This window comes from Pantoea sp. M_9, from assembly GCF_008631385.1.
GTDB classification, from domain to species: Bacteria; Pseudomonadota; Gammaproteobacteria; order Enterobacterales; family Enterobacteriaceae; genus Pantoea; species Pantoea eucrina.
In genome coordinates, this window is record NZ_VWUF01000011.1 from 17,104 (window position 1) to 37,060 (window position 19,957).

Sequence of the window (19,957 nt, forward strand, 5' to 3'; positions counted from 1 at the left end):
TTTATTCTCTCTGCAGCAGCAGGATTAAAGCAGCTGAGCAAGACGGTTCAGATCCGACTGCAGCGCACCAGCGGTAACATCACGTCCGGCACCGGGTCCGCGGATCACCAGCGGATTATCGCGATACCAGCGGCTCTCAATGGCAAAGACGTTATCGCACGGCAGCAGCGCTGCCAGCGGATGTTCAGGCCGCACCGCTTCCACGCCAACGCGGGCTTTACCGCTGGCATCAAAGCGCGCCACATAACGCAGCACCAGACCCAGCTCCTGCGCCGCTTCGTAGCGCTGCAGCATCTGGTTATTCAGCTCGTCGGCGTTTTCAAAAAAGTGATCAACCGATTCCGCCTCACAGTCGACTGGTACCAGCGACTCTACCCGCACCTGATCCGGCTCGATATCGTAGCCCGCCTCACGCGCCAGGATCACCAGCTTGCGCTTCACATCCTGCCCGGAGAGATCGACGCGCGGATCGGGTTCAGTCAGCCCCTGCTGCCACGCCTGATCCACCAGCTCGCTGAAAGGAACGCTGCCGTCAAACTGCAAAAACAGCCACGACAGCGTGCCGGAGAAAATTCCGCTGATGGAGAGTATCGAGTCACCACTTTCGCGCAGGTCGCGTACCGTATGGTTAACCGGCAAACCGGCACCGACCGTCGCGTTATAGAGCCAGTGGCGCCCGGTTTTGGCGAAGGCATCGCGGATCTGACGCCAGCTCTGGCTGTCTGATGCGCCAGCCACTTTATTTGCGCTGATCACGTGAAAACCGTGACTGGCAAAATCGAGATACTGCTGCGCCAGCGGCGCGCTGGCGGTTACGTCCAGCACCACCAAATCATCAAACGGATGCGCGCGCATCCACAGGAACAGCGACTCCTCATCCAGCGCCTGCGCTTCATCGTCGAAAAAGGCCAGCGTGCGGCTGGCATCCAGCCCGTCGTAACTCAGCAGGCTGCGACGACTGTCAGCCACGCCAGCCAGCACAAACTCAAAGCCGGTACGTGCTGAGAGCGTTTCCTGCTCGCGGGCGAACAGCTCCAGCCAGCGCGCGCCGATATTCCCCTTCCCAAACAGCATCAGGCCGATACGCTTTTCCGCGCGAAACAGCGACTGATGCAGTCCCTGAATCAGATGGCGGGTCGGTCCTGTGCGCAGCACGGCGACCAGGCTGATATGCTCTTCTGACTGCCAGACAAACTCAACCGGCTGATCTTTAATCTGCTGCCAGAAACGGTGGCTGTGCAGCGGATTGCGCGTTACGCCAGCCCCCACCAGCGCCACCAGCGCCATGCCGTCGCGCAGCTGCAGATGACCCGGCAGCGCCGCATCCTGCAGCAACGTAAAGGCACTGTTAACCACTTCTGCGGTATAGCAGAGCTGCAGCAGGCGACGATCGGGATGCAGGCCGCTCGCCAGCGGACGCAGCTGGGCGCGCTTCAGCAGCTGATCGATCTCTTTTTGCTGCGTAGCAAAATCGTGACCTTCAGCAAGCTGGATCTCCACCAGACAGACATCGTCGTGACTGGTGACAATACGCGCGCCGGTGCCGGAGGCCAGCACGCGCTCAATACGGGTTGAACCCTGCTCAGGCTGATAGCTGCAGCGCAGCTTTAAATCGATATCGCTGCTGGAGACCGGCTGCAGCGTACGGGTGTGGAGTACCGGCGCCGCCAGCCGCGCCAGCTCGCTGGCTTCATCCAGCCGCAGCAGCGGCAGCAGACAGGCATCGGAAACTTTGCGTGGATCGGCGCTATAGACGCCAGCCACATCGCTCCAGATGGTCACGCGCCCCGCACCCGCGAGCGCCCCGATCTGCGTAGCGGAATAGTCAGAACCGTTGCGTCCCAGCAGCACGGTTTCACCTGCCTCGTTACGGCTGATAAAACCGGTGACGACCAGACGCTTATGCGGATGCTGCGCCAGCAGCGCCTGCAGCAGCGGCCAGGATTTTCCCTCATCCACCTGCGGCTGAGCCGCGCGCTCCGCCCGCAGAAAATCACGCGCGTCCAGCCAGGCGGCGTCAACGTCGCGCTGACTCAGTACCGCAGCCATCAGCCGCGCCGACCAGATTTCGCCATGCCCGACCACTTCTGCATATACCGCTTCAGTTATCGCGCCATCCAGCAGCGCTGCCAGACGCTCCAGATCGCGGATAAAGAGGGTCGTCAGCCGGTCGGCAGCCTCCGCTGGCAGCAGCGCAGCAATCAGCTCGCTGTGGTAGCGGCGAAGCGTCTGCTGCACCTGGTGCGCCGAGAGGCGATCGCTCTGGCTCAGCTTCAGCCAGCCGATCAGCTGATTCGTGGTGCTGCCTGCGGCAGAGACCACCATGAGATCCCCTGGCTGGCTGTAATCAGCCATAATGGCCGCTACGCGCTGGTAGCAGCTGGCATCCGCCAGGCTGCTGCCACCAAATTTATGCAGCTGCTTCGTCGGCGTTCCCGCGCCTGCTGTACTGGTCATGATTACTCCCCGGCTGCGATTCGGAAGGCGTTATCCAAATCGGCAATTAAATCTTCGTGATCTTCAATGCCGACGGAGACCCGCAGCAGTGTTTCAGAGATCCCGGCGGCTGCACGAGCTTCCGCAGACATGCCGGCATGTGTCATGGTGGCCGTATGTGAAATCAGGCTCTCTACTCCGCCCAGCGACTCCGCCAGCGTAAACAGCTGCAGCGCTTTCAGAAAACGGCGCAGCCGCGCTTCATCTGCATCCAGCTCAAAGCTTAACATGGCGCCAAAGCCGCGTTGCTGACGTCGCGCATATTCATGACCGGCATTTTCCGGCAGAGAAGGATGATACAGCTTCTTCACCAGCGGCTGCTGCTTCAGGTAGTCCACTATCGCCAGCGCGTTGCGCTGGGCAGCGGCCATGCGGGGTGCCAGCGTCCGCAGACCGCGCAGCAGCAGATAGCTGTCAAACGCTGCGCCGGTTACGCCGATGTTATTGGCCCACCAGGCAAGCTCGGTGGCAACGGCCGGATCTTTTGCAATCACCGTCCCCGCCACCACATCAGAGTGGCCGTTGAGATATTTCGTGCAGGAGTGGATCACCAGGTCGGCCCCGAGGGCGAGCGGATTTTGCAGCGCCGGGCTCAGGAAGGTGTTATCCACCACGCTGACGGCGCCCGCCGCGCGCGCCGCCTCACAGATTGCCGCAATATCCACTACGCGCAGCAGAGGATTGCTCGGGCTTTCCACCAGCACCAGCTTTGGCTTTTCGGCCAGCGCTGCGGCCAGCGCTGCGCTGTCACCCTGGTCGACAAACTTCACACGGTAAGCACCGCGCTTGCTGAGGCTGTCAAACAGGCGGTAGCTGCCGCCATAGCAGTCGTGGGGAGCGATCAGCAGATCGCCAGGCTTCAGGAATACAGTGGTCACCAGGTGAATCGCAGACATGCCGGTATTTGTCAGTACGGCACCCGCGCCACCCTCCAGCTCGGCCAGCGCGCGCTGCACTACATCGCGCGTCGGATTGCCGCGGCGTGAATAGTCGTGGGCGCGCGGCTCATTAAAGTCGAGAAAATTATAGGTGCTGGAGAGATGAATCGGCGGGACTACGCAGCCATACTGCTCGTCATCATTCAAACCGCTGCGTACTGCGATGGTTGCCTGTTTGCGCGTCATGGGCTCTGCTGTTCCTGAAGAGGGATAAAGTGCCCACAGGATAACATTCCGCTAACAGACGTCAATACATCTGGACATCTAAATGTCTTTGCGTATAGATTGAGCGCAGAGCGAATAACCGCTAAAATTATGGGTTATTGCCTGCTGAGCAGCGCATGCGCTTCATTAACGCGGCGCTGAAGCACAAAATCCACGGCGCAGGCGGTCAGGCACGCAAAAATCGGGCATAATCCACGGATCATCCCCTATAACACTTTTATTAATTAAGGTAACTCATGGCTGAATGGAACGGCGAATATATCAGCCCGTACGCTGAGCACGGTAAAAAAAGCGAGCAGGTTAAAAAAATAACGGTTTCTATCCCGCTGAAAGTGCTCAAAATTTTAACCGATGAGCGTACACGTCGTCAGGTGAACAATCTGCGTCACGCCACGAACAGCGAGCTGCTGTGTGAAGCTTTCTTGCACGCGTTTACCGGCCAGCCTCTGCCCGACGACGTTGACCTGCGCAAAGAGCGCAGCGATGAGATCCCGGAAGAAGCGAAGCAGATTATGCGCGAGATGGGCATCGACCCGGATAGCTGGGAATATTAAAACCCGATATAAAAAAACCCAGCCGAGGCTGGGTTTTCTTTTGCATCCGGGATAACCCGGCGGCAAACAAATCTTATTTTTTGCTGCCCGGAATGCTGAAACGCTTGTTGAAGCGATCAACGCGGCCGCCGGTGTCAACAACACGCTGCTTACCAGTGTAGAACGGGTGGCATTTGCCGCACACGTCCAGGTTCAGGTCGTGGTTCATGGTAGAACGGGTGTTGATCACGTTACCGCAAGAGCAAGTGATGGTCACTGCTTCGTACTTCGGGTGAATACCTTGTTTCATGGGAAAACCTCATAAAAGGCCGTGTCGCTCTCCATGCCAGGCGAACCTGCACAGCACCACACGCGGTTGAACATTATATGTATCTCTGACGAGCCATCTCACCAGAGGCGGCATAGTATACAGAATTTAACCGCCCGAGGCAAACATTGCTCAGCCATACACGCCTGCGGCCCCAGCGTGTACACTACCGTCCCTGATTACAGAACTGGATAGAGATCGCAATGTCCGTCGTAAAGGTTGCCCTGCCCGTCCCGCTACCGCGCCTGTTTGATTATCTGCTCCCTGCTGATGCTGCGCAGCCGGCAACCGGCAGTCGCGTCAGCGTGCCTTTTGGCAACCGTAAGCTGACTGGCATTGTGACCGGCGTGACCGAAAGCAGCGACCTGCCGCTGAAACAGCTGAAACCGATCGAAGCCGTGCTGGATGACAGCAGTCTTTTTTCGCCCGCGCTGTGGCGCATCCTCAACTGGGCGGCAGGTTACTACCATTCACCCGTCGGGGAAGTGCTGAGTCATGCGCTGCCGGTTCTGCTCCGCCAGGGGAAACCGGCACAGGAAGCGCCGCTGTGGCAGTGGGCGATCACGGAGGCCGGACGGGAAGTGGCGCCGGAAAGTCTGAAGCGTGCACCAAAGCAGCAGCAGGCGCTGGCCGCGCTGCGTCAGCGACCGCTCTATCGCCATCAGGTAAACGAACAGAGTTTTAACGATGCCGCTCTGCAGGCGCTCAGAGCCAAAGGGCTGTGCGAGCTGCGCGAGCATGCACCATCGACCGCGGACTGGCGGACGCAGTTTGCCATTAAAGGCGAGCGTCTGCGGCTCAATACCGATCAGGCCATGGCCGTCGGGGCTATCCGGGCGGAAGACGATCGCTACGTTCCATGGCTGCTGGCCGGGATCACCGGCTCCGGTAAAACCGAAGTTTATCTCACTATTCTGGAAAACATTCTGTCACGCGGCATGCAGGCGCTGGTGCTGGTGCCGGAAATTGGCCTGACGCCGCAGACCATTGCGCGCTTCCGCGAACGTTTTGATGCGCCGATTGATGTGCTGCACTCTGCGCTGAATGACAGCGAAAGGCTGGCGGTCTGGCTGCGCGCCCGGCGCGGCGAAAGCGCAATTATCATTGGTACACGCTCTGCGCTGTTCACCCCGCTGGCGCGGCCTGGCGTAATCATTATCGATGAAGAGCATGACAGCTCCTATAAACAGCAGGAGGGCTGGCGTTATCAGGCCCGCGATCTGGCAGTATTTCGTGCACATGAAGAGAACATCCCGATTGTGATGGGTTCGGCCACGCCCGCGCTGGAGACGCTGCATAACGTGCGCGTCGGCAAATACCGGCAGCTTAATCTCAAGCAGCGTGCCGGTAATGCGAAGCCCGCTTTGCAGCAGCTGATCGATCTGAAAGGACAGCCGCTTAAAGGCGGCCTGGCGCCGGCGCTGCTCAGCAAAATGCGCCAGCACCTGCAGGCGGATAATCAGGTGCTGCTGTTTCTGAACCGGCGCGGCTTTTCACCGGCCCTGATGTGCCACGACTGCGGCTGGCTGGCGGAATGCCAGCGCTGCGACAGCTACTATACGCTGCACCAGCATCACCGGCAGCTGCGCTGCCACCATTGCGACAGCCAGCGTCCGCTGCCGCTGCAGTGTCCTGGCTGCGGGTCAACCCATCTGATGCCGGTTGGCGTAGGCACAGAGCAACTGGAGCAGCAGCTGGGCACGCTGTTTCCGGACGTGCCGGTTTCGCGCATCGATCGTGATACTACCAGCCGTAAAGGTGCGCTGGAGCAGCACCTGGCGGATGTGCATCGCGGCGGCGCGCGTATTCTGGTGGGCACGCAGATGCTGGCAAAAGGCCATCATTTTCCTGATGTTACGCTGGTGTCGCTGCTGGACGTTGACGGCGCGCTCTTCTCGGCTGATTTTCGTGCCGCAGAGCGTTTCGCGCAGCTCTATACCCAGGTTGCAGGTCGCGCCGGACGCGCCGGCAAACAGGGTGAAGTGCTGCTGCAGACGCACCATCCGGAGCATCCGTTGCTGCAGACGCTGCTGCATCGCGGCTACTTCGTTTTTGCTGACCAGGCGCTGCTTGAGCGCCAGTCGGTGCAGCTGCCGCCCTGGACCAGTCACGCGCTGTTTCGTGCCGAAGATATGGATAATCAGCAGGCCGCCGCTTTTCTCGTCCAGCTGCGTAATCTGTTGGAGGCGAGCCCGCTGAAAGATGAAGCCACCTGGCTGATGGGCCCGGTGCCGGCGCTGGCACCAAAGCGCAGCGGCCGGTGGCGCTGGCAGCTACTGCTGCAGCATCCGTCACGCAAACGCCTGCAGCAGTTATTGAGCAGTTCGCTGCCGCTGCTGAGTACACTGCCCGCTGCACGCAAAGTAAAATGGACGCTGGATATCGATCCCGGCGAGAGCTGATGGCCTCCGCATCTGCGAGCCAGATCGAAAAAAGTCGAACAAGTCACAGTTTTTATGCAAATTAAGTAACAGCCCTGCCCGCCAATGCGTTATCAATAGGATCACCCGGCCAGGACCGGCCCTTGCAGACAAACTGTACGCTGTATCATGCCAGGAGTAACACGTTGGATCCGAAGCAAACTTCATCTGCTGCCACGATGAAAGATGTGGCTGAGCACGCAGGCGTCTCTACGGCGACCGTTTCCCGGGCGCTGATGAATCCGGAGAAAGTGTCAGCCGCAACCCGGCAAAAAGTCGAGCAGGCGGTCGTTGCGACAGGCTATGCATCACATGGCCTGGCGCGCAATGCCAGACGCAATGAAACCCGGACTATCCTGGTGATTGTGCCCGATATCTGCGATCCCTTTTTTAGCGAAATTATCCGCGGCATTGAGGTCACCGCCGCGCAGCAGGGATACCTGGTGCTGATTGGCGACTGCGCGCATCAGGATCATCAGGAAAAAACCTTTCTTGATCTGATGCTGACGCGACAGATTGATGGCATGGTTCTGCTGGGCTCGCAGCTGCCGTTTGACGCCGATCCTGAAGCGCTGCGCAGCCTGCCGCCCATGGTTATGGGAAATGAATTCGCACCGGAGATGGCGCTGCCCACCGTGCACATTGACAACCTGACCGCGGCGTTTGAAGCCGTTAACCATTTGCTGCAGCTCGGGCATCGTCGTATCGCCTGTATTACCGGGCCTGAAGCGGTTCCGCTCAGCCAGTATCGACTGCAGGGGTATATTCAGGCGCTGCGCCGCAGCAGCATCCCCGTTGAACCGATGTTTATCGTACGCGGCGATTTCTCTTTTGAAGCCGGTGCCCGCGCCCTGAAACAGCTGATGAGTCTGCCGCAGCCCCCGGAAGCGCTATTCTGTCACAGCGATCTGATGGCGCTGGGCGCCATGAATCAGGCGCGCAAACTGGGGATGCGCATTCCGCAGGATCTCTCCATCGTTGGCTTTGATGATATTGAGCTGGCGCGCTATTACGAACCGCCCCTGACTACCGTGGCGCAGCCGCGCTTTGATATTGGCCGCGAAGCGATGCTGCTGCTGCTGGATGAGCTGCAGGGCAAGCGGGTAAATAATGGTTCGCGCCTGCTGGATGCAGAACTGCGCGTGCGCGGCAGTACGGCACCGGCTAAAAAGCGTTAGGTCACGCGTGCCGCAATGCACATTTTCAGCAGATTCTGAAGGCAGACTCTGCTGGTCAAAGTTCGCACCCTTGAGTAACATGGCGCATTCATTGCCGGGCGGTTTACACCTCATTTATACCCGTCATTTTTCAAGCTGTAGCCAGGCTGGCTGCAACTCACACTGTTCAGGGTCTACGCCCGCAGGCATTTTGAAGGTATCAGGACGAAAGTGGCACAGAGAGATTATGTAGGCCGCGGGCGTTCAACAGGGACGCGTCGCAAAAAAACCGCCGGTCGCAGCAGCAGCAAAAAAAGCAAAGGCGGATCGGGTATATCGAAACTGATGGTAGTGCTCGCTGCCGCAGTACTGGTCACTTTTGCCGGTGGTTTATGGTTCATCGCGCACCATAAAAAAGAAGAGACGCCGGTTATTCCGAATCATAAAGTCAGTGGTAATGGCCTGCCGCCCAAGCCGGAAGAGCGCTGGAAATACATCAAAGAGCTGGAAAACCGGCAAATTACGGTTCCCTCGCCGACTGAACCTTCAGCCGGCGGCGAAGTGCAGTCGCAGACGCAGCTGACCGATGAACAGCGCCAGCTGCTGGAGCAGATGCAGGCGGATATGCGCCAGCAGCCTACGCAGCTGAACGAAGTGCCGTGGAACGAGCAGACGCCGGCTCAGCGACAGCAGACCTTACAGCGTCAGCAGGTACAGCAGCAGCAACATCAGCAGCAGATACAGGCACAGCAGCAGTTGATGCAGCAGCAGACTCAGCAACGACAACAGCAGCAACAGCAACGTCAGCAGCAGATACAGGCACAGCAGCAGCGTCAGCAGCAGTTGCAGGCACAGCAGCGCCAGCAGCAGCAGGCTGAACGACCGGCACCGGTACAGCAGGCCAAACCAGAAACCACCAAAGTGAAGCCGGAAGAGAAAGCCTCCTCACAGCGCTGGATGGTGCAGTGTGGCTCCTTTAAAGGCAGCGATCAGGCGGAATCTGTGCGCGCCGGTCTCGCTTTTGAAGGTTTTGAAAGCCGTATCACGACCGGCGGCGGCTGGAATCGCGTGGTGATTGGTCCGTTTAAAGATCGGAGTAAAGCTGACAGTACCGTGAAGCGGCTGCACAGTTCCGGTCACGGCAGCTGCATTCCGCTCGCCCTGCCCTGATAGCCTAAGCCCTGCTCCCGGCCTTACTCTACCGCCGGGAGCAGGCGCAGCCGAATTAAGACAAACCCCATCGTCCTGAGGGGTTGAAACCTCCCTAACCCACCCCATATCTGTTTGCATGATACGCCGCGCCGGGTGCGCGGTGTCTTTTTTCAACTGCAACAAGGGGTCTGCCCGTGACAACAATAGTAAGTGTACGACGCAACGGCCGGGTCGTTATTGGTGGTGATGGCCAGGCAACGCTTGGCAACACCGTAATGAAAGGCAACGTCAAAAAAGTGCGTCGTCTTTACAACGATAAAGTGATTGCGGGCTTTGCGGGCGGCACTGCCGACGCCTTTACCCTGTTTGAACTGTTTGAGCGTAAGCTGGAAATGCATCAGGGTCATCTGGTTAAAGCCGCGGTTGAGCTGGCAAAAGACTGGCGGACCGATCGCATGCTGCGCCGTCTTGAGGCGCTGTTGGCGGTAGCGGATGAGAACTCTTCGCTGATCATCAGCGGTAACGGCGATGTTATTCAGCCGGAAAACGACCTGATCGCGATCGGCTCCGGCGGCCCCTACGCCCAGGCAGCGGCACGCGCGCTGCTGGAAAATACCGACATTGGTGCACACGATATTGTTGAGAAAGCGCTGAACATCGCTGGCGATATCTGTATCTACACCAACCATAATATTAACTACGAAGAATTACCGTCTAAGGCGTAAGGACCTGAATCATGTCTGAGATGACTCCACGCGAGATTGTCAGCGAGCTTAATCGCTTTATCATCGGCCAGGACGGCGCTAAAAAAGCGGTTGCCATTGCGCTGCGTAACCGCTGGCGCCGCATGCAGCTTGACGAAGAGCTGCGTCACGAAGTGACCCCGAAAAATATCCTGATGATTGGTCCGACCGGCGTCGGTAAAACTGAAATTGCCCGCCGTCTGGCGAAGCTGGCCAATGCACCGTTCATTAAAGTTGAAGCGACAAAATTCACCGAAGTTGGCTACGTCGGTAAAGAGGTCGATTCAATTATCCGCGATCTGACCGACTCCGCTATCAAAATGGTGCGCAGCCAGGCGATTGAAAAGAATAAATATCGCGCTGAAGAGATGGCCGAGGAGCGCATTCTCGACGTGCTGATCCCGCCGGCTAAAAACAACTGGGGCCAGCCAGAGCAGAGCGCCGAGCCATCAGCTGCGCGTCAGTCTTTCCGCAAAAAACTGCGCGAGGGTCAGCTGGATGATAAAGAGATTGAGATCGACCTTGCCGCCGCGCCGGCTGGCGTAGAGATCATGGCGCCTCCGGGCATGGAAGAGATGACCAGCCAGCTGCAGTCCATGTTCCAGAACCTGGGCGGTCAGAAACAGAAGCCGCGCAAGCTCAAGATCAAAGATGCCATGAAGCTGCTGATCGAAGAAGAAGCGGCAAAACTGGTTAACCCGGAAGAGCTGAAGCAGGACGCGATCGACGCGGTAGAGCAGCACGGTATCGTGTTTATCGATGAGATCGATAAAATCTGTAAGCGCGGCGGCCAGTCTTCTGGTCCGGACGTTTCACGCGAAGGCGTGCAGCGCGATCTGCTGCCGCTGGTTGAGGGCTGTACCGTTTCGACCAAGCACGGCATGGTTAAAACTGACCATATCCTGTTTATCGCCTCCGGCGCATTCCAGGTAGCCAGCCCGTCCGATCTGATTCCGGAACTGCAGGGTCGTCTGCCGATTCGCGTTGAACTGCAGGCGCTGACCGTGAACGACTTCGAGCGCATCCTTACTGAGCCTAACGCTTCCGTCACCGTGCAGTACAAAGCGCTGATGGGTACGGAAGGCGTCAATGTGGACTTCACCGAGGATGGTATCCGCCGGATTGCTGAAGCAGCCTGGCAGGTGAATGAAACCACTGAAAACATCGGTGCACGCCGCCTGCATACTGTACTGGAGCGTCTGATGGAAGATATCTCCTATGACGCCAGCGATCGCCACGGTGAGTCCATTACCATCGACGCTGAGTATGTCGGCAAGCACCTGGATGTGCTGGTCGCAGACGAAGATCTCAGCCGCTTCATCCTGTAACACCATTCTGACCGTTTCTGCTGCCCGGCCACTGCGCCGGGCATTTTTTTGCGCAGCATATTGATGCGGCGCTGCTTTTTGCCGGTGATGATTTTGCCAACACTCTTCAGATAGCGATATACTTATCTTTCCTGTGGCAAACAGACGGCATCCTTATGAAATACGATACATCTGAACTCTGTGACATCTACCATGAAGAAGTGAATGTGGTTGAACCACTTTTTTCCAACTTCGGTGGACGCACCTCATTCGGTGGGCAGATTACCACAGTCAAATGTTTTGAAGACAACGGCCTGCTTTACGATCTGCTGGAAGAGAACGGGCGCGGACGAGTGCTGCTGGTAGATGGCGGTGGTTCGGTACGTCGTGCGCTGGTGGATGCCCAGCTGGCGCGGCTTGCGGCGCAAAATGAGTGGGAAGGTCTGGTCGTTTACGGCTCGGTGCGGCAGGTTGATGAACTGGAAGAGCTGGAAATTGGCATCCAGGCAATTGCAGCGATCCCTGCTGGTGCGGCAGGTGAAGGCATTGGTGAGAGCGACGTACGCGTAAACTTCGGCGGCGTAACCTTTTTCTCCGGCGATCATCTCTACGCGGATAACACGGGCATTATTCTGTCAGAAGATGCGCTTGATATTGAGTAAACCGCAAACAAAAACGGGTGCCTGAGCACCCGCAGGTTTAAGCGCAGGTGCTTAAACCTCTTCCATTTTTCCCAGCAGTGCCCGCAGACGTTCCTGCCAGACATGCTGCTCTTCCTTCAGATGCTGATTTTCACGCGCCAGCGCGTCCTGATTGCCGGAGGCCTGGCTCACTTCGTTTTTCAGCGTATTGTTCTGCTCTTTCAGCTCTTCAATTTCCATTTGCAGCAGCGTGATGGTATCAATCGCCTGCTGTACTTTCGCTTCCAGTTTCTCAAATACTTCAAATGACATCGTTCTGACCTCTCCTAAAACTCGCAAGGCGTTGATGAAGCTGTAGCGGCTTTAATAAAGACGCATACAGCCATGTTGTCCCGATTGTATGTAGCCAAACCCGGCAAGTCCAGCGGCACGGGGCATTGGCGGTCAGTCTGTAACACTTTTCAGCTAATGCTTAAAAAATAAACCCGTTGCCAGCCATGATGCGCTAAGTGCGTTAACAGGCAGATTAATTGGCCTTAAAGAAAGGTAAAAGACGCGAAAACGCGCATTTTTATGACGCAGTACACAGAATTTAATTTCGCTATTTCTCGTTTATGTTCGTTAACGATAAATTCACATCAACCCTACATTAGCGCTGGGCGACTCAGGGATTGAGAACAAAAACTGATAACATTTAACCTCGCTTCAGGAATTCCATTATGAGTCAGACAACGAACACACTCAAAGGTCAATGTATCGCCGAGTTTCTCGGCACCGGTTTGATTATCTTTTTTGGCGCAGGCTGTGTGGCTGCGCTGAAGCTGGCCGGTGCGGCATTCGGTCAGTGGGAAATCTGCATCATCTGGGGTCTGGCTGTTTCGATGGCGGTCTATCTGAGTGCGGGCGTCTCCGGCGCGCATCTCAATCCGGCTGTCACCGTAGCGCTCTGCCTGTTTGCTAATTTCGAAGGGCGTAAAGTTTTACCTTATATCCTGGCGCAGATTGCCGGCGCGTTCTGTGCCGCTGCACTGGTATACGGCCTCTATTACAATCTGTTTTTCGATTATGAAGCGAGCCATCAGATGGTGCGCGGCAGCGTGCAGAGCCTCGACCTGGCGGGTGTCTTCTCAACTTATCCTAATCCGCACATCACGGTTGGTCAGGCATTCCTGGTAGAGATGGTCATCACTGCTGTACTGATGGCGGTTATCATGGCGCTGACTGACGATGGCAACGGCGTACCGCGCGGCCCGCTGGCTCCGCTGCTGATTGGTCTGCTGGTTGCTATTATCGGTGGTTCAATGGGTCCCCTGACCGGCTTTGCACTCAACCCGGCACGTGACTTTGGACCAAAACTGTTTGCCTTTATCGCTGGCTGGGGTGACGTAGCCTTCACCGGCGGTAAAGATATTCCTTACTTCCTGGTGCCTGTGTTTGGTCCACTGGTGGGTGCATGTCTGGGTGCCTTTAGCTATCGTGCGCTGATTGGTCGCCACCTGCCGGTAAATATCGCAGAAACCAGCAAAACAGAAAAACCTGTAGCGCGCGCTGAACAGCGTAAAGCGTAAGTTTCACTCTTAATCATCAGGAAATTATTATGACTACGCCAGATAAAAAATATATTGTCGCGCTCGATCAGGGTACCACCAGCTCCCGTGCCGTCGTACTCGATCATGATGCCAATATCGTCGCCGTTTCACAGCGTGAGTTTACGCAGATCTACCCGAAAGCGGGCTGGGTTGAGCATGACCCGATGGATATCTGGGCTTCACAGAGTTCAACCCTGGTTGAAGTGCTGGCGCACGCTGACATTAACTCCGATCAGATCGCCGCTATCGGTATCACTAACCAGCGTGAAACCGCTATCGTCTGGGATAAAGAGACCGGCAAACCTATCTACAACGCCATTGTCTGGCAGGATCCGCGTACCGCTGACTACTGTAATAAGCTGAAGAAAGAGGGACTGGAAGAGTATATCCAGCACACCACCGGCCTGGTGATTAACCCTTACTTTTCCGGCACCAAAGTGAAATGGATCCTCGATCACGTCGAAGGCGCCCGCGAGCGTGCGAAACGCGGCGAGCTGCTGTTTGGTACCGTGGATACCTGGCTGGTCTGGAAGATGACGCAGGGCCGTGTGCATATCACTGACCATACCAACGCCTCGCGTACCATGATGTATAACATCCACAAGCTGGAGTGGGATGCACGCATGCTGGAGATCCTCGACATTCCGCGCGAAATGCTGCCGGAAGTTAAAGGCTCTTCTGAGATTTATGGTCAGACCAACATCGGCGGTAAAGGCGGCACGCGTATTCCGATCGCCGGGATTGCGGGTGACCAGCAGGCGGCCCTGTATGGCCAGCTCTGCGTACAGCCTGGCATGGCGAAAAATACCTACGGTACCGGCTGCTTTATGCTGATGAATACCGGTACTGAAGCGGTGACCTCTACCCACGGCCTGCTGACCACTATCGCCTGCGGCCCGCGTGGCGAAGTGAACTATGCGCTGGAAGGTGCCGTATTTATCGGCGGCGCCTCGATTCAGTGGCTGCGCGACGAAATGAAGCTGATCAACGACTCCACCGACTCAGAATATTTTGCGCTGAAAGTTAAAGATACGAACGGCGTCTATATGGTGCCGGCATTTACCGGCCTGGGCGCGCCTTACTGGGACCCTTATGCCCGTGGTGCTATCTTCGGCCTGACGCGCGGTGCCAATGCCAACCACATTATCCGCGCGACGCTGGAGTCGATCGCCTATCAGACGCGCGATGTACTGGAAGCGATGCAGAACGACGCCGGTACCCGCCTGCAGTCGCTGCGCGTTGACGGCGGCGCAGTCGCGAACAACTTCCTGATGCAGTTCCAGTCTGACATTCTCGGCACCCGCGTTGAACGTCCGGAAGTGCGTGAAGTCACGGCGCTGGGCGCAGCCTATCTGGCAGGCCTGGCCGTCGGCTTCTGGAGCGATCTGGACGAAGTGCGCGCTAAAGCCGTCGTGGAGCGCGAATTCCGCCCTGGCATCGAAACCACTGAACGCAACCTGCGCTACGCGGGCTGGCAGAAAGCGGTTGCCCGTGCCAAAGCCTGGGAAGATGAAGCGTAAGTAACCCCCTGCCCGCGGTTCGTGCCGCGGGTTTCCCCCTCTCCCGCTTTTACCGCTGTGCTACACTGCCCGCCTGTTTTTCTGTCAGGTGCAAACCATGAAACGCGAACTCGCAATTGAATTTTCCCGTGTCACCGAAGCGGCAGCGCTGGCTGGCTATCGCTGGTTAGGGCGTGGCGATAAAAATGCGGCCGACGGCGCCGCCGTTAACGCCATGCGCATTATGCTCAACACCATCAACATTGATGGCCGCATCGTTATCGGTGAAGGCGAAATTGATGAGGCGCCGATGCTCTATATCGGCGAGCAGGTCGGCACCGGTCAGGGTGATGCCGTGGACATTGCGGTCGATCCGATTGAAGGCACGCGCATGACCGCTCTGGGCCAGGCTAACGCGCTGGCGGTGCTGGCAGTCGGCGATAAAGGCAGCTTTCTGCACGCACCAGATATGTACATGGAGAAGCTGATCGTCGGAGCGGGAGCGCGCGGCGCTATCGACCTCAGTCTGCCGCTGGAAACCAATCTTAAAAATATCGCCATTGCGCTCGGTAAGCCGCTCGCGCAGCTGACGGTATCCATTCTGGCGAAGCCACGCCATGACGCAGTTATTGCGCAGCTGCAGGCGCTCGGCGTGCGCGTGTTTGCTTTTCCCGATGGCGATGTGGCCGCGTCGATCCTCACCTGTATGCCTGACAGTGAAGTCGATGTGCTGTATGGCATCGGCGGCGCGCCTGAAGGCGTCGTCTCGGCAGCCGTGATCCGCGCTATGGATGGTGATATGCAGGCGCGCCTGCTGGCGCGGCATCAGGTTAAAGGAGAGAGCAAAGAGAATCGCCGGCTGGGCGAACAGGAGCTGCTGCGCTGCGCGGAAATGGGGATTGCGGTGGGCAGCGTGTTAACGCTGAATGAGATGGCGCGCAACGACAACGTGATTTTTGCGGCCACCGGCATCACCAGCGGCGATCTGCTGAAGGGCATTACCTGTAACGGCAATATCGCTACCAGCGAGACGCTGCTGGTACGCGGCAAGTCGCGTACCATTCGCCGCATCCAGTCGATCCACTATCTCGACCGTAAGGATACGGCGCTGCACCCGTTTATCCTGTAACCGTCTGCTTGCCGCTCTCGGGATGGCGTGAGAGCGGCCACCAGCACAGCAGCATCACCAGCGACGTGACAAACATCAGCAGGCCAAGGCTGGACTGATCGTGCTGCGGTAGCAGGGCGGAGAGCCACGCGACCACTCCCGAGCCCAGGTTCTGCAGGCCGCCAATCAGCGCCCCGGCGCTGCCCGCCAGCCAGGCGTAAGGCTCCATAGCACCCGATGTTGCCAGCGGGAACAGCATGCCGGCACCTAAGAAAAACAGCGCCGCCGGCACCAGCAGCGTCCAGATATTCATTACGCCAAACCATGACGGGATCCACATCAACAGCCCAGCCAGCAGGCAGCTGTTTACCCCATACCACATCAGCGTATGCCAGGAGGTCTCTTCCCGGCCGGCAAACCAGGCACCAAAAAAGGCGGCCGGAATGGGCAGAATAAACAGAATGCTGACGGTCAGGCCATCCAGTCCCAGTACGCCGCCCATCAGCACACCGCAGCTCGCTTCAAAGACGGCGATGCCCGCCAGCGCGCCCACCAGCAGCAGCAGATAACGGATAAAATTGCCGTCGCTCAGCAGCGTGGCGTAGCGGCGCAGAAAAGGCGTAGCCGGTGCATCGCCCGGCCGGGTTTCCGGCAGCCAGCGCGCCATAGATGCCGTAACGCCCAGGCACAGCAGCAGCAGAAAGGCGAAGCAGGCGTGCCAGCCAATCAGCCGGGTCAGCAGCGCACCTATTACCGGTGCCAGCAGCGGACTCACCAGAATGCCCATATTCAGCAGGCTGTTGGCCCGCCGCAGCGCGGTTCCGGCATACAGATCGCGCGGCATCGTGCGCGCCATAACGCCGGCAACACCGGTGCCGAGTCCCTGGATAGCGCTGCCGAGTACCAGCATCTGCAGCGATGAGGCGAACAGCGCGATCAGCGCACCACAGGCAAAGATCGTCATGCCGGTAAGGATCACCGGGCGACGTCCGACGCTGTCCGAGAGCGGGCCATAGATCAGCTGCGATCCACCATAGGTGATCAGATAGGCGGCCATGACCTGCTGCATTGCGCCACTGCGCACGTTCAGCGCTTCTGCCATCACGGCCATCGCGGGCACATAAATGGTTTGTGCCATCTGACCCACGGCCACCAGCACAATCAGCATGAATAACAGAAAACGGTTTTGAGTTTTATCGATCTGCATGGAACAAAATATCAGCCTGAAAAAAGAACGCGCCGGCAGCACTCAGGGTTCGCCGGCAGTAATGGCGGCAAAAATATCAGGATTACGTGGCAAATTGAGAGCTGAGCTGCAGGAAGCCAGGTTGCCAGCCGTCAACCTCCTGTACCAGACTGTAAACAGGTTGCTACAGGTCGTGATCTGTGCGGCGGATTTGTCGCAAAGAGCGCTTTCGCCGCCGCCGGGCTGACAAGCGCAGAGCGGGCTGGTAAAGATAGCGATAACCGGGAGAATTCAACAGGAGCACCTATGGCCGAGTGGATTAATGCAGAAGTTAAAGAGGTGAAAAACTGGACCGACGCGCTGTTCAGCCTGCGCGTTACTGCCCCTATCGATCGGTTTATCGCCGGGCAGTTTGCCAAACTGGCGCTGGAAATAGAGGGTGAGCGCGTGCAGCGCGCGTACTCCTACGTTAACGCCCCCGACGATCCGCTGCTGGAGTTTTATCTGGTCACCGTACCGGAGGGTAAACTCAGCCCGCGCCTGCAGGCGCTGCAGCCGGGTGATCACGTCATGCTGACCAAAGAGGCAGCCGGCTTTTTCACCCTGGATGAAATCCCTGACTGCCGCACCCTGTGGATGCTGGCAACCGGCACCGCCATCGGCCCTTACCTGTCAATTTTACAGCAGGGCGAAGGGCTGGAGCGCTTTGACCATGTTGTCCTGGTTCACGCTGCGCGCTATGCCAGCGACCTTAGCTTTCTGCCGCTGATGCAGACGCTGCAGCAGCGCTATGCAGGCAAGCTGCAGATTCAGACCGTGGTCAGCCGGGAAAGCAGCCCGGGTTCGCTGCAGGGCCGGGTACCGCAGCTGATTGAGAGCGGTGAGCTGGAGCGTGCCGTGGGCCTGCCGCTCGACGCAGAGAGCAGCCACGTTATGCTGTGTGGTAATCCACAGATGGTGCGTGATACCCAGCAGCTGCTGAAAGAGAGCCGCGACATGCGCAAACATTTCAAGCGCAAGCCGGGCCATATGACCAGCGAACACTACTGGTAAGAGTGCCGTAACATCCCGCCACGCTTTTCACCGCGCGGGTTTTGACTTTCGGCGGTAAAAACCGTTTTAATCTGCCATAAGTGAATGATTCAGGGCCGATGCAATGAAGAAACTGTCAGCCGCGCTGCTGCTTAGCTGCGCGCTGTCATCTCCCGTCCGGGCAGACGAGCCGCCACCCGATCGCAGTGCGCATCTGCCGGTGGCGCCTTATCTGCTGACGGGCGCGCCTGCGTTTGATATGACGATCGCGCAGTTTCGTGAAAGCTATAACGCGGCTAATCCTGCACTGCCGCTGCTGGAGTATCGTGCAATAGACAATCGTGATGACAAGAGCCATCTGACGCGCGCAGCCAGCAAAATCAGCGAAACGCTTTACTCTTCCACCGCGCTGGAACAGGGCACCGGAAAGATTAAAACGCTGCAGATCACCTGGCTGCCGGTGCCGGGTCCGGAGATGAAGCAGGCTCAGCTGCAGGCGATGAATTATATGAGCGCTCTGCTGCGCTATTTCGTGCCGGGACTCTCGCCCGAAGAGGGGCGCCAGAAGCTGGACGCGTTACTGAGCGCCGGCAAAGGCGTACGCTATTTTAGCCGCACGGAGGGCGCACTGCGCTTTGTGGTGGCTGACAATGGCGACAAGGGTCTGACGTTTGCCGTAGAGCCGATTAAGCTCACGCTGGCTACTCCCTGATATCGCAGGCAGAAGTGACGAAAAGCAAAGCCAGCGCCCCTTTTGATCTCTATACTGTCTGGCAGACATCGCTGCCATGACGGCAGCGCTATTTCATGAATCGCGTAATGCGGAGGAACGAATGCGACATCCACTGGTTATGGGTAACTGGAAACTGAATGGCAGCAAGCAGATGACCGGCGAGCTGATTGAAGGTCTGCGTACCGCGCTGTCAGGCGTGGACGGCTGTGGTGTAGCGATTGCCCCACCGGCAATTTATCTGGATCAGGCAAAACATGCGATTTCCGGTAGCCACATTGCGCTGGGCGCGCAGAATGTCGATGTGAACCTTTCAGGTGCATTCACCGGTGAAACCTCCGCAGAGATGCTGAAAGATATCGGCGCAAAGTACATCATCATCGGTCACTCTGAGCGTCGCACTTATCACAAAGAGAGCGACGAATTTATCGCGAAGAAGTTTGCGGTGCTGAAAGAGGCAGGTCTGGTGCCGGTACTCTGCATCGGCGAAACCGAAGCGGAAAATGAAGCAGGCAAAACCGAAGAGGTGTGCGCACGTCAGCTGGATGCCGTACTGGAAACGCAGGGCGCAGCAGCGTTTGAAGGCGCAGTCATTGCCTATGAGCCCGTCTGGGCTATCGGCACCGGCAAGTCTGCCACGCCAGCCCAGGCGCAGGCGGTACATAAATTTATTCGCGACCATATTGCGAAGAAAGATGCCGCTGTCGCACAGCAGGTCATTATTCAGTATGGCGGCTCAGTAAACGATAAAAATGCGGCTGAACTCTTTACCCAGCCCGATATCGACGGTGCGCTGGTCGGCGGCGCGTCGCTGAAAGCAGATGCATTTGCAGTGATCGTCAAAGCCGCGGCGGCAGCGAAAAAGGCATAAGC

The 19,957-nt window shown here is 57.7% G+C and carries 19 protein-coding genes; 14 read left to right on the forward strand and 5 right to left on the reverse strand.

Going from position 1 to position 19,957, the window contains the following annotated elements; genetic code table 11:
* Nucleotides 1-24 precede the first annotated feature (24 nt).
* Together F3I15_RS14335 and metB are read right to left on the reverse strand one after the other, a co-directional pair.
* Complete coding sequence (locus F3I15_RS14335; RefSeq protein ID WP_150018370.1) at nt 25-2,457, reverse strand: bifunctional aspartate kinase/homoserine dehydrogenase II; 2,433 nt, start codon at nt 2,455-2,457, stop codon at nt 25-27.
* A 2-nt stretch (nt 2,458-2,459) separates the two neighbouring features.
* On the reverse strand, nt 2,460-3,620 hold the full coding sequence (gene metB, locus F3I15_RS14340) for a cystathionine gamma-synthase (protein WP_150018371.1): 1,161 nt from the start codon (nt 3,618-3,620) through the stop codon (nt 2,460-2,462).
* Between the two features lie 275 nt (nt 3,621-3,895).
* Here metB and metJ point away from each other — a divergent pair, with 275 nt between their 5' ends.
* Nucleotides 3,896-4,213, forward strand: coding sequence for a met regulon transcriptional regulator MetJ (gene metJ / locus F3I15_RS14345; protein ID WP_065648453.1), 318 nt, complete (start codon nt 3,896-3,898; stop codon nt 4,211-4,213).
* A gap of 73 nt (nt 4,214-4,286) precedes the next feature.
* Here metJ and rpmE read toward each other — a convergent pair whose 3' ends face one another.
* Nucleotides 4,287-4,502 carry a 50S ribosomal protein L31 gene (rpmE, locus tag F3I15_RS14350; protein ID WP_039381182.1) on the reverse strand — a complete coding sequence of 72 codons (216 nt, stop codon included), beginning with the start codon at nt 4,500-4,502 and terminating at the stop codon, nt 4,287-4,289.
* 221 nt (nt 4,503-4,723) lie between these two features.
* Between rpmE and priA the strand changes: the two genes are divergently transcribed.
* The 6 genes from priA (at nt 4,724) to rraA (ending at nt 11,961) form a co-directional block, all read left to right on the forward strand.
* Nucleotides 4,724-6,922, forward strand: coding sequence for a primosomal protein N' (gene priA / locus F3I15_RS14355; RefSeq protein WP_150018372.1), 2,199 nt, complete (start codon nt 4,724-4,726; stop codon nt 6,920-6,922).
* Between the two features lie 164 nt (nt 6,923-7,086).
* A complete protein-coding gene (cytR, locus tag F3I15_RS14360; protein ID WP_150018373.1) occupies nt 7,087-8,118 on the forward strand; it encodes a DNA-binding transcriptional regulator CytR in 1,032 nt (343 codons plus the stop codon).
* A 210-nt stretch (nt 8,119-8,328) separates the two neighbouring features.
* Complete coding sequence (gene ftsN, locus F3I15_RS14365) at nt 8,329-9,267, forward strand: cell division protein FtsN (RefSeq protein WP_150018374.1); 939 nt, start codon at nt 8,329-8,331, stop codon at nt 9,265-9,267.
* A gap of 176 nt (nt 9,268-9,443) precedes the next feature.
* Nucleotides 9,444-9,974: an ATP-dependent protease subunit HslV gene (hslV, locus tag F3I15_RS14370; protein WP_071668633.1), complete on the forward strand. Its 531-nt coding sequence runs from the start codon at nt 9,444-9,446 to the stop codon at nt 9,972-9,974.
* Nucleotides 9,975-9,985: 11 nt separating this feature from the next.
* Entirely contained in the window at nt 9,986-11,320 is a 1,335-nt protein-coding gene (gene hslU, locus F3I15_RS14375) for an HslU--HslV peptidase ATPase subunit (protein WP_150018375.1), read from the forward strand.
* Nucleotides 11,321-11,475: 155 nt separating this feature from the next.
* Nucleotides 11,476-11,961 carry a ribonuclease E activity regulator RraA gene (gene rraA / locus F3I15_RS14380; protein WP_039381195.1) on the forward strand — a complete coding sequence of 162 codons (486 nt, stop codon included), beginning with the start codon at nt 11,476-11,478 and terminating at the stop codon, nt 11,959-11,961.
* Between the two features lie 51 nt (nt 11,962-12,012).
* Here the strand turns inward: rraA and zapB are convergent, their stop codons facing one another.
* Nucleotides 12,013-12,252, reverse strand: a complete 240-nt coding sequence (gene zapB, locus F3I15_RS14385) for a cell division protein ZapB (protein ID WP_039381198.1) — start codon at nt 12,250-12,252, stop codon at nt 12,013-12,015.
* A 407-nt stretch (nt 12,253-12,659) separates the two neighbouring features.
* On the opposite strand from zapB, the gene F3I15_RS14390 reads away from it, so the two are divergent.
* From F3I15_RS14390 to glpX, 3 genes are all read left to right on the forward strand, one after another.
* Complete coding sequence (locus F3I15_RS14390) at nt 12,660-13,508, forward strand: MIP/aquaporin family protein (RefSeq protein WP_150018376.1); 849 nt, start codon at nt 12,660-12,662, stop codon at nt 13,506-13,508.
* Between the two features lie 29 nt (nt 13,509-13,537).
* Nucleotides 13,538-15,049, forward strand: a complete 1,512-nt coding sequence (glpK, locus tag F3I15_RS14395) for a glycerol kinase GlpK (RefSeq protein WP_150018377.1) — start codon at nt 13,538-13,540, stop codon at nt 15,047-15,049.
* Between the two features lie 97 nt (nt 15,050-15,146).
* Complete coding sequence (glpX, locus tag F3I15_RS14400) at nt 15,147-16,157, forward strand: class II fructose-bisphosphatase (RefSeq protein WP_150018378.1); 1,011 nt, start codon at nt 15,147-15,149, stop codon at nt 16,155-16,157.
* Here glpX and emrD read toward each other — a convergent pair.
* A complete protein-coding gene (gene emrD / locus F3I15_RS14405; RefSeq protein WP_150018379.1) occupies nt 16,147-17,343 on the reverse strand; it encodes a multidrug efflux MFS transporter EmrD in 1,197 nt (398 codons plus the stop codon). The two genes, glpX and emrD, sit on opposite strands and share 11 nt — an antisense overlap.
* Between emrD and F3I15_RS14410 the strand changes: the two genes are divergently transcribed.
* The 4 genes from F3I15_RS14410 (at nt 17,342) to tpiA (ending at nt 19,955) form a co-directional block, all read left to right on the forward strand.
* Entirely contained in the window at nt 17,342-17,569 is a 228-nt protein-coding gene (locus F3I15_RS14410; RefSeq protein WP_150018380.1) for a hypothetical protein, read from the forward strand. The two genes, emrD and F3I15_RS14410, sit on opposite strands and share 2 nt — an antisense overlap.
* Nucleotides 17,570-17,628: 59 nt before the next feature.
* Nucleotides 17,629-18,375 carry a ferredoxin--NADP(+) reductase gene (gene fpr / locus F3I15_RS14415; protein WP_150018381.1) on the forward strand — a complete coding sequence of 249 codons (747 nt, stop codon included), beginning with the start codon at nt 17,629-17,631 and terminating at the stop codon, nt 18,373-18,375.
* Between the two features lie 103 nt (nt 18,376-18,478).
* Nucleotides 18,479-19,066: a YiiQ family protein gene (locus tag F3I15_RS14420; protein WP_150018382.1), complete on the forward strand. Its 588-nt coding sequence runs from the start codon at nt 18,479-18,481 to the stop codon at nt 19,064-19,066.
* Between the two features lie 121 nt (nt 19,067-19,187).
* The gene (gene tpiA / locus F3I15_RS14425; RefSeq protein WP_039381215.1) at nt 19,188-19,955 is read left to right on the forward strand and encodes a triose-phosphate isomerase; all 768 of its coding nucleotides are present in this window, start codon (nt 19,188-19,190) and stop codon (nt 19,953-19,955) included.
* The last annotated feature ends 2 nt before the right edge of the window (nt 19,956-19,957 follow it).

Excerpts from the sequence above, each read along its gene's own strand:
- F3I15_RS14335 (WP_150018370.1), bottom strand. The coding sequence starts at position 2,457 with ATGACCAGTACAGCAGGCGCGGGAACGCCGACGAAGCAGCTGCATAAA.
- metB (WP_150018371.1), bottom strand. The coding sequence starts at position 3,620 with ATGACGCGCAAACAGGCAACCATCGCAGTACGCAGCGGTTTGAATGAT.
- metJ (WP_065648453.1), top strand. The coding sequence starts at position 3,896 with ATGGCTGAATGGAACGGCGAATATATCAGCCCGTACGCTGAGCACGGT.
- rpmE (WP_039381182.1), bottom strand. The coding sequence starts at position 4,502 with ATGAAACAAGGTATTCACCCGAAGTACGAAGCAGTGACCATCACTTGC.
- priA (WP_150018372.1), top strand. The coding sequence starts at position 4,724 with ATGTCCGTCGTAAAGGTTGCCCTGCCCGTCCCGCTACCGCGCCTGTTT.
- hslU (WP_150018375.1), top strand. The coding sequence starts at position 9,986 with ATGTCTGAGATGACTCCACGCGAGATTGTCAGCGAGCTTAATCGCTTT.
- rraA (WP_039381195.1), top strand. The coding sequence starts at position 11,476 with ATGAAATACGATACATCTGAACTCTGTGACATCTACCATGAAGAAGTG.
- zapB (WP_039381198.1), bottom strand. The coding sequence starts at position 12,252 with ATGTCATTTGAAGTATTTGAGAAACTGGAAGCGAAAGTACAGCAGGCG.
- F3I15_RS14390 (WP_150018376.1), top strand. The coding sequence starts at position 12,660 with ATGAGTCAGACAACGAACACACTCAAAGGTCAATGTATCGCCGAGTTT.
- glpK (WP_150018377.1), top strand. The coding sequence starts at position 13,538 with ATGACTACGCCAGATAAAAAATATATTGTCGCGCTCGATCAGGGTACC.
- glpX (WP_150018378.1), top strand. The coding sequence starts at position 15,147 with ATGAAACGCGAACTCGCAATTGAATTTTCCCGTGTCACCGAAGCGGCA.
- F3I15_RS14410 (WP_150018380.1), top strand. The coding sequence starts at position 17,342 with ATGGAACAAAATATCAGCCTGAAAAAAGAACGCGCCGGCAGCACTCAG.
- emrD (WP_150018379.1), bottom strand. The coding sequence starts at position 17,343 with ATGCAGATCGATAAAACTCAAAACCGTTTTCTGTTATTCATGCTGATT.
- fpr (WP_150018381.1), top strand. The coding sequence starts at position 17,629 with ATGGCCGAGTGGATTAATGCAGAAGTTAAAGAGGTGAAAAACTGGACC.
- F3I15_RS14420 (WP_150018382.1), top strand. The coding sequence starts at position 18,479 with ATGAAGAAACTGTCAGCCGCGCTGCTGCTTAGCTGCGCGCTGTCATCT.
- tpiA (WP_039381215.1), top strand. The coding sequence starts at position 19,188 with ATGCGACATCCACTGGTTATGGGTAACTGGAAACTGAATGGCAGCAAG.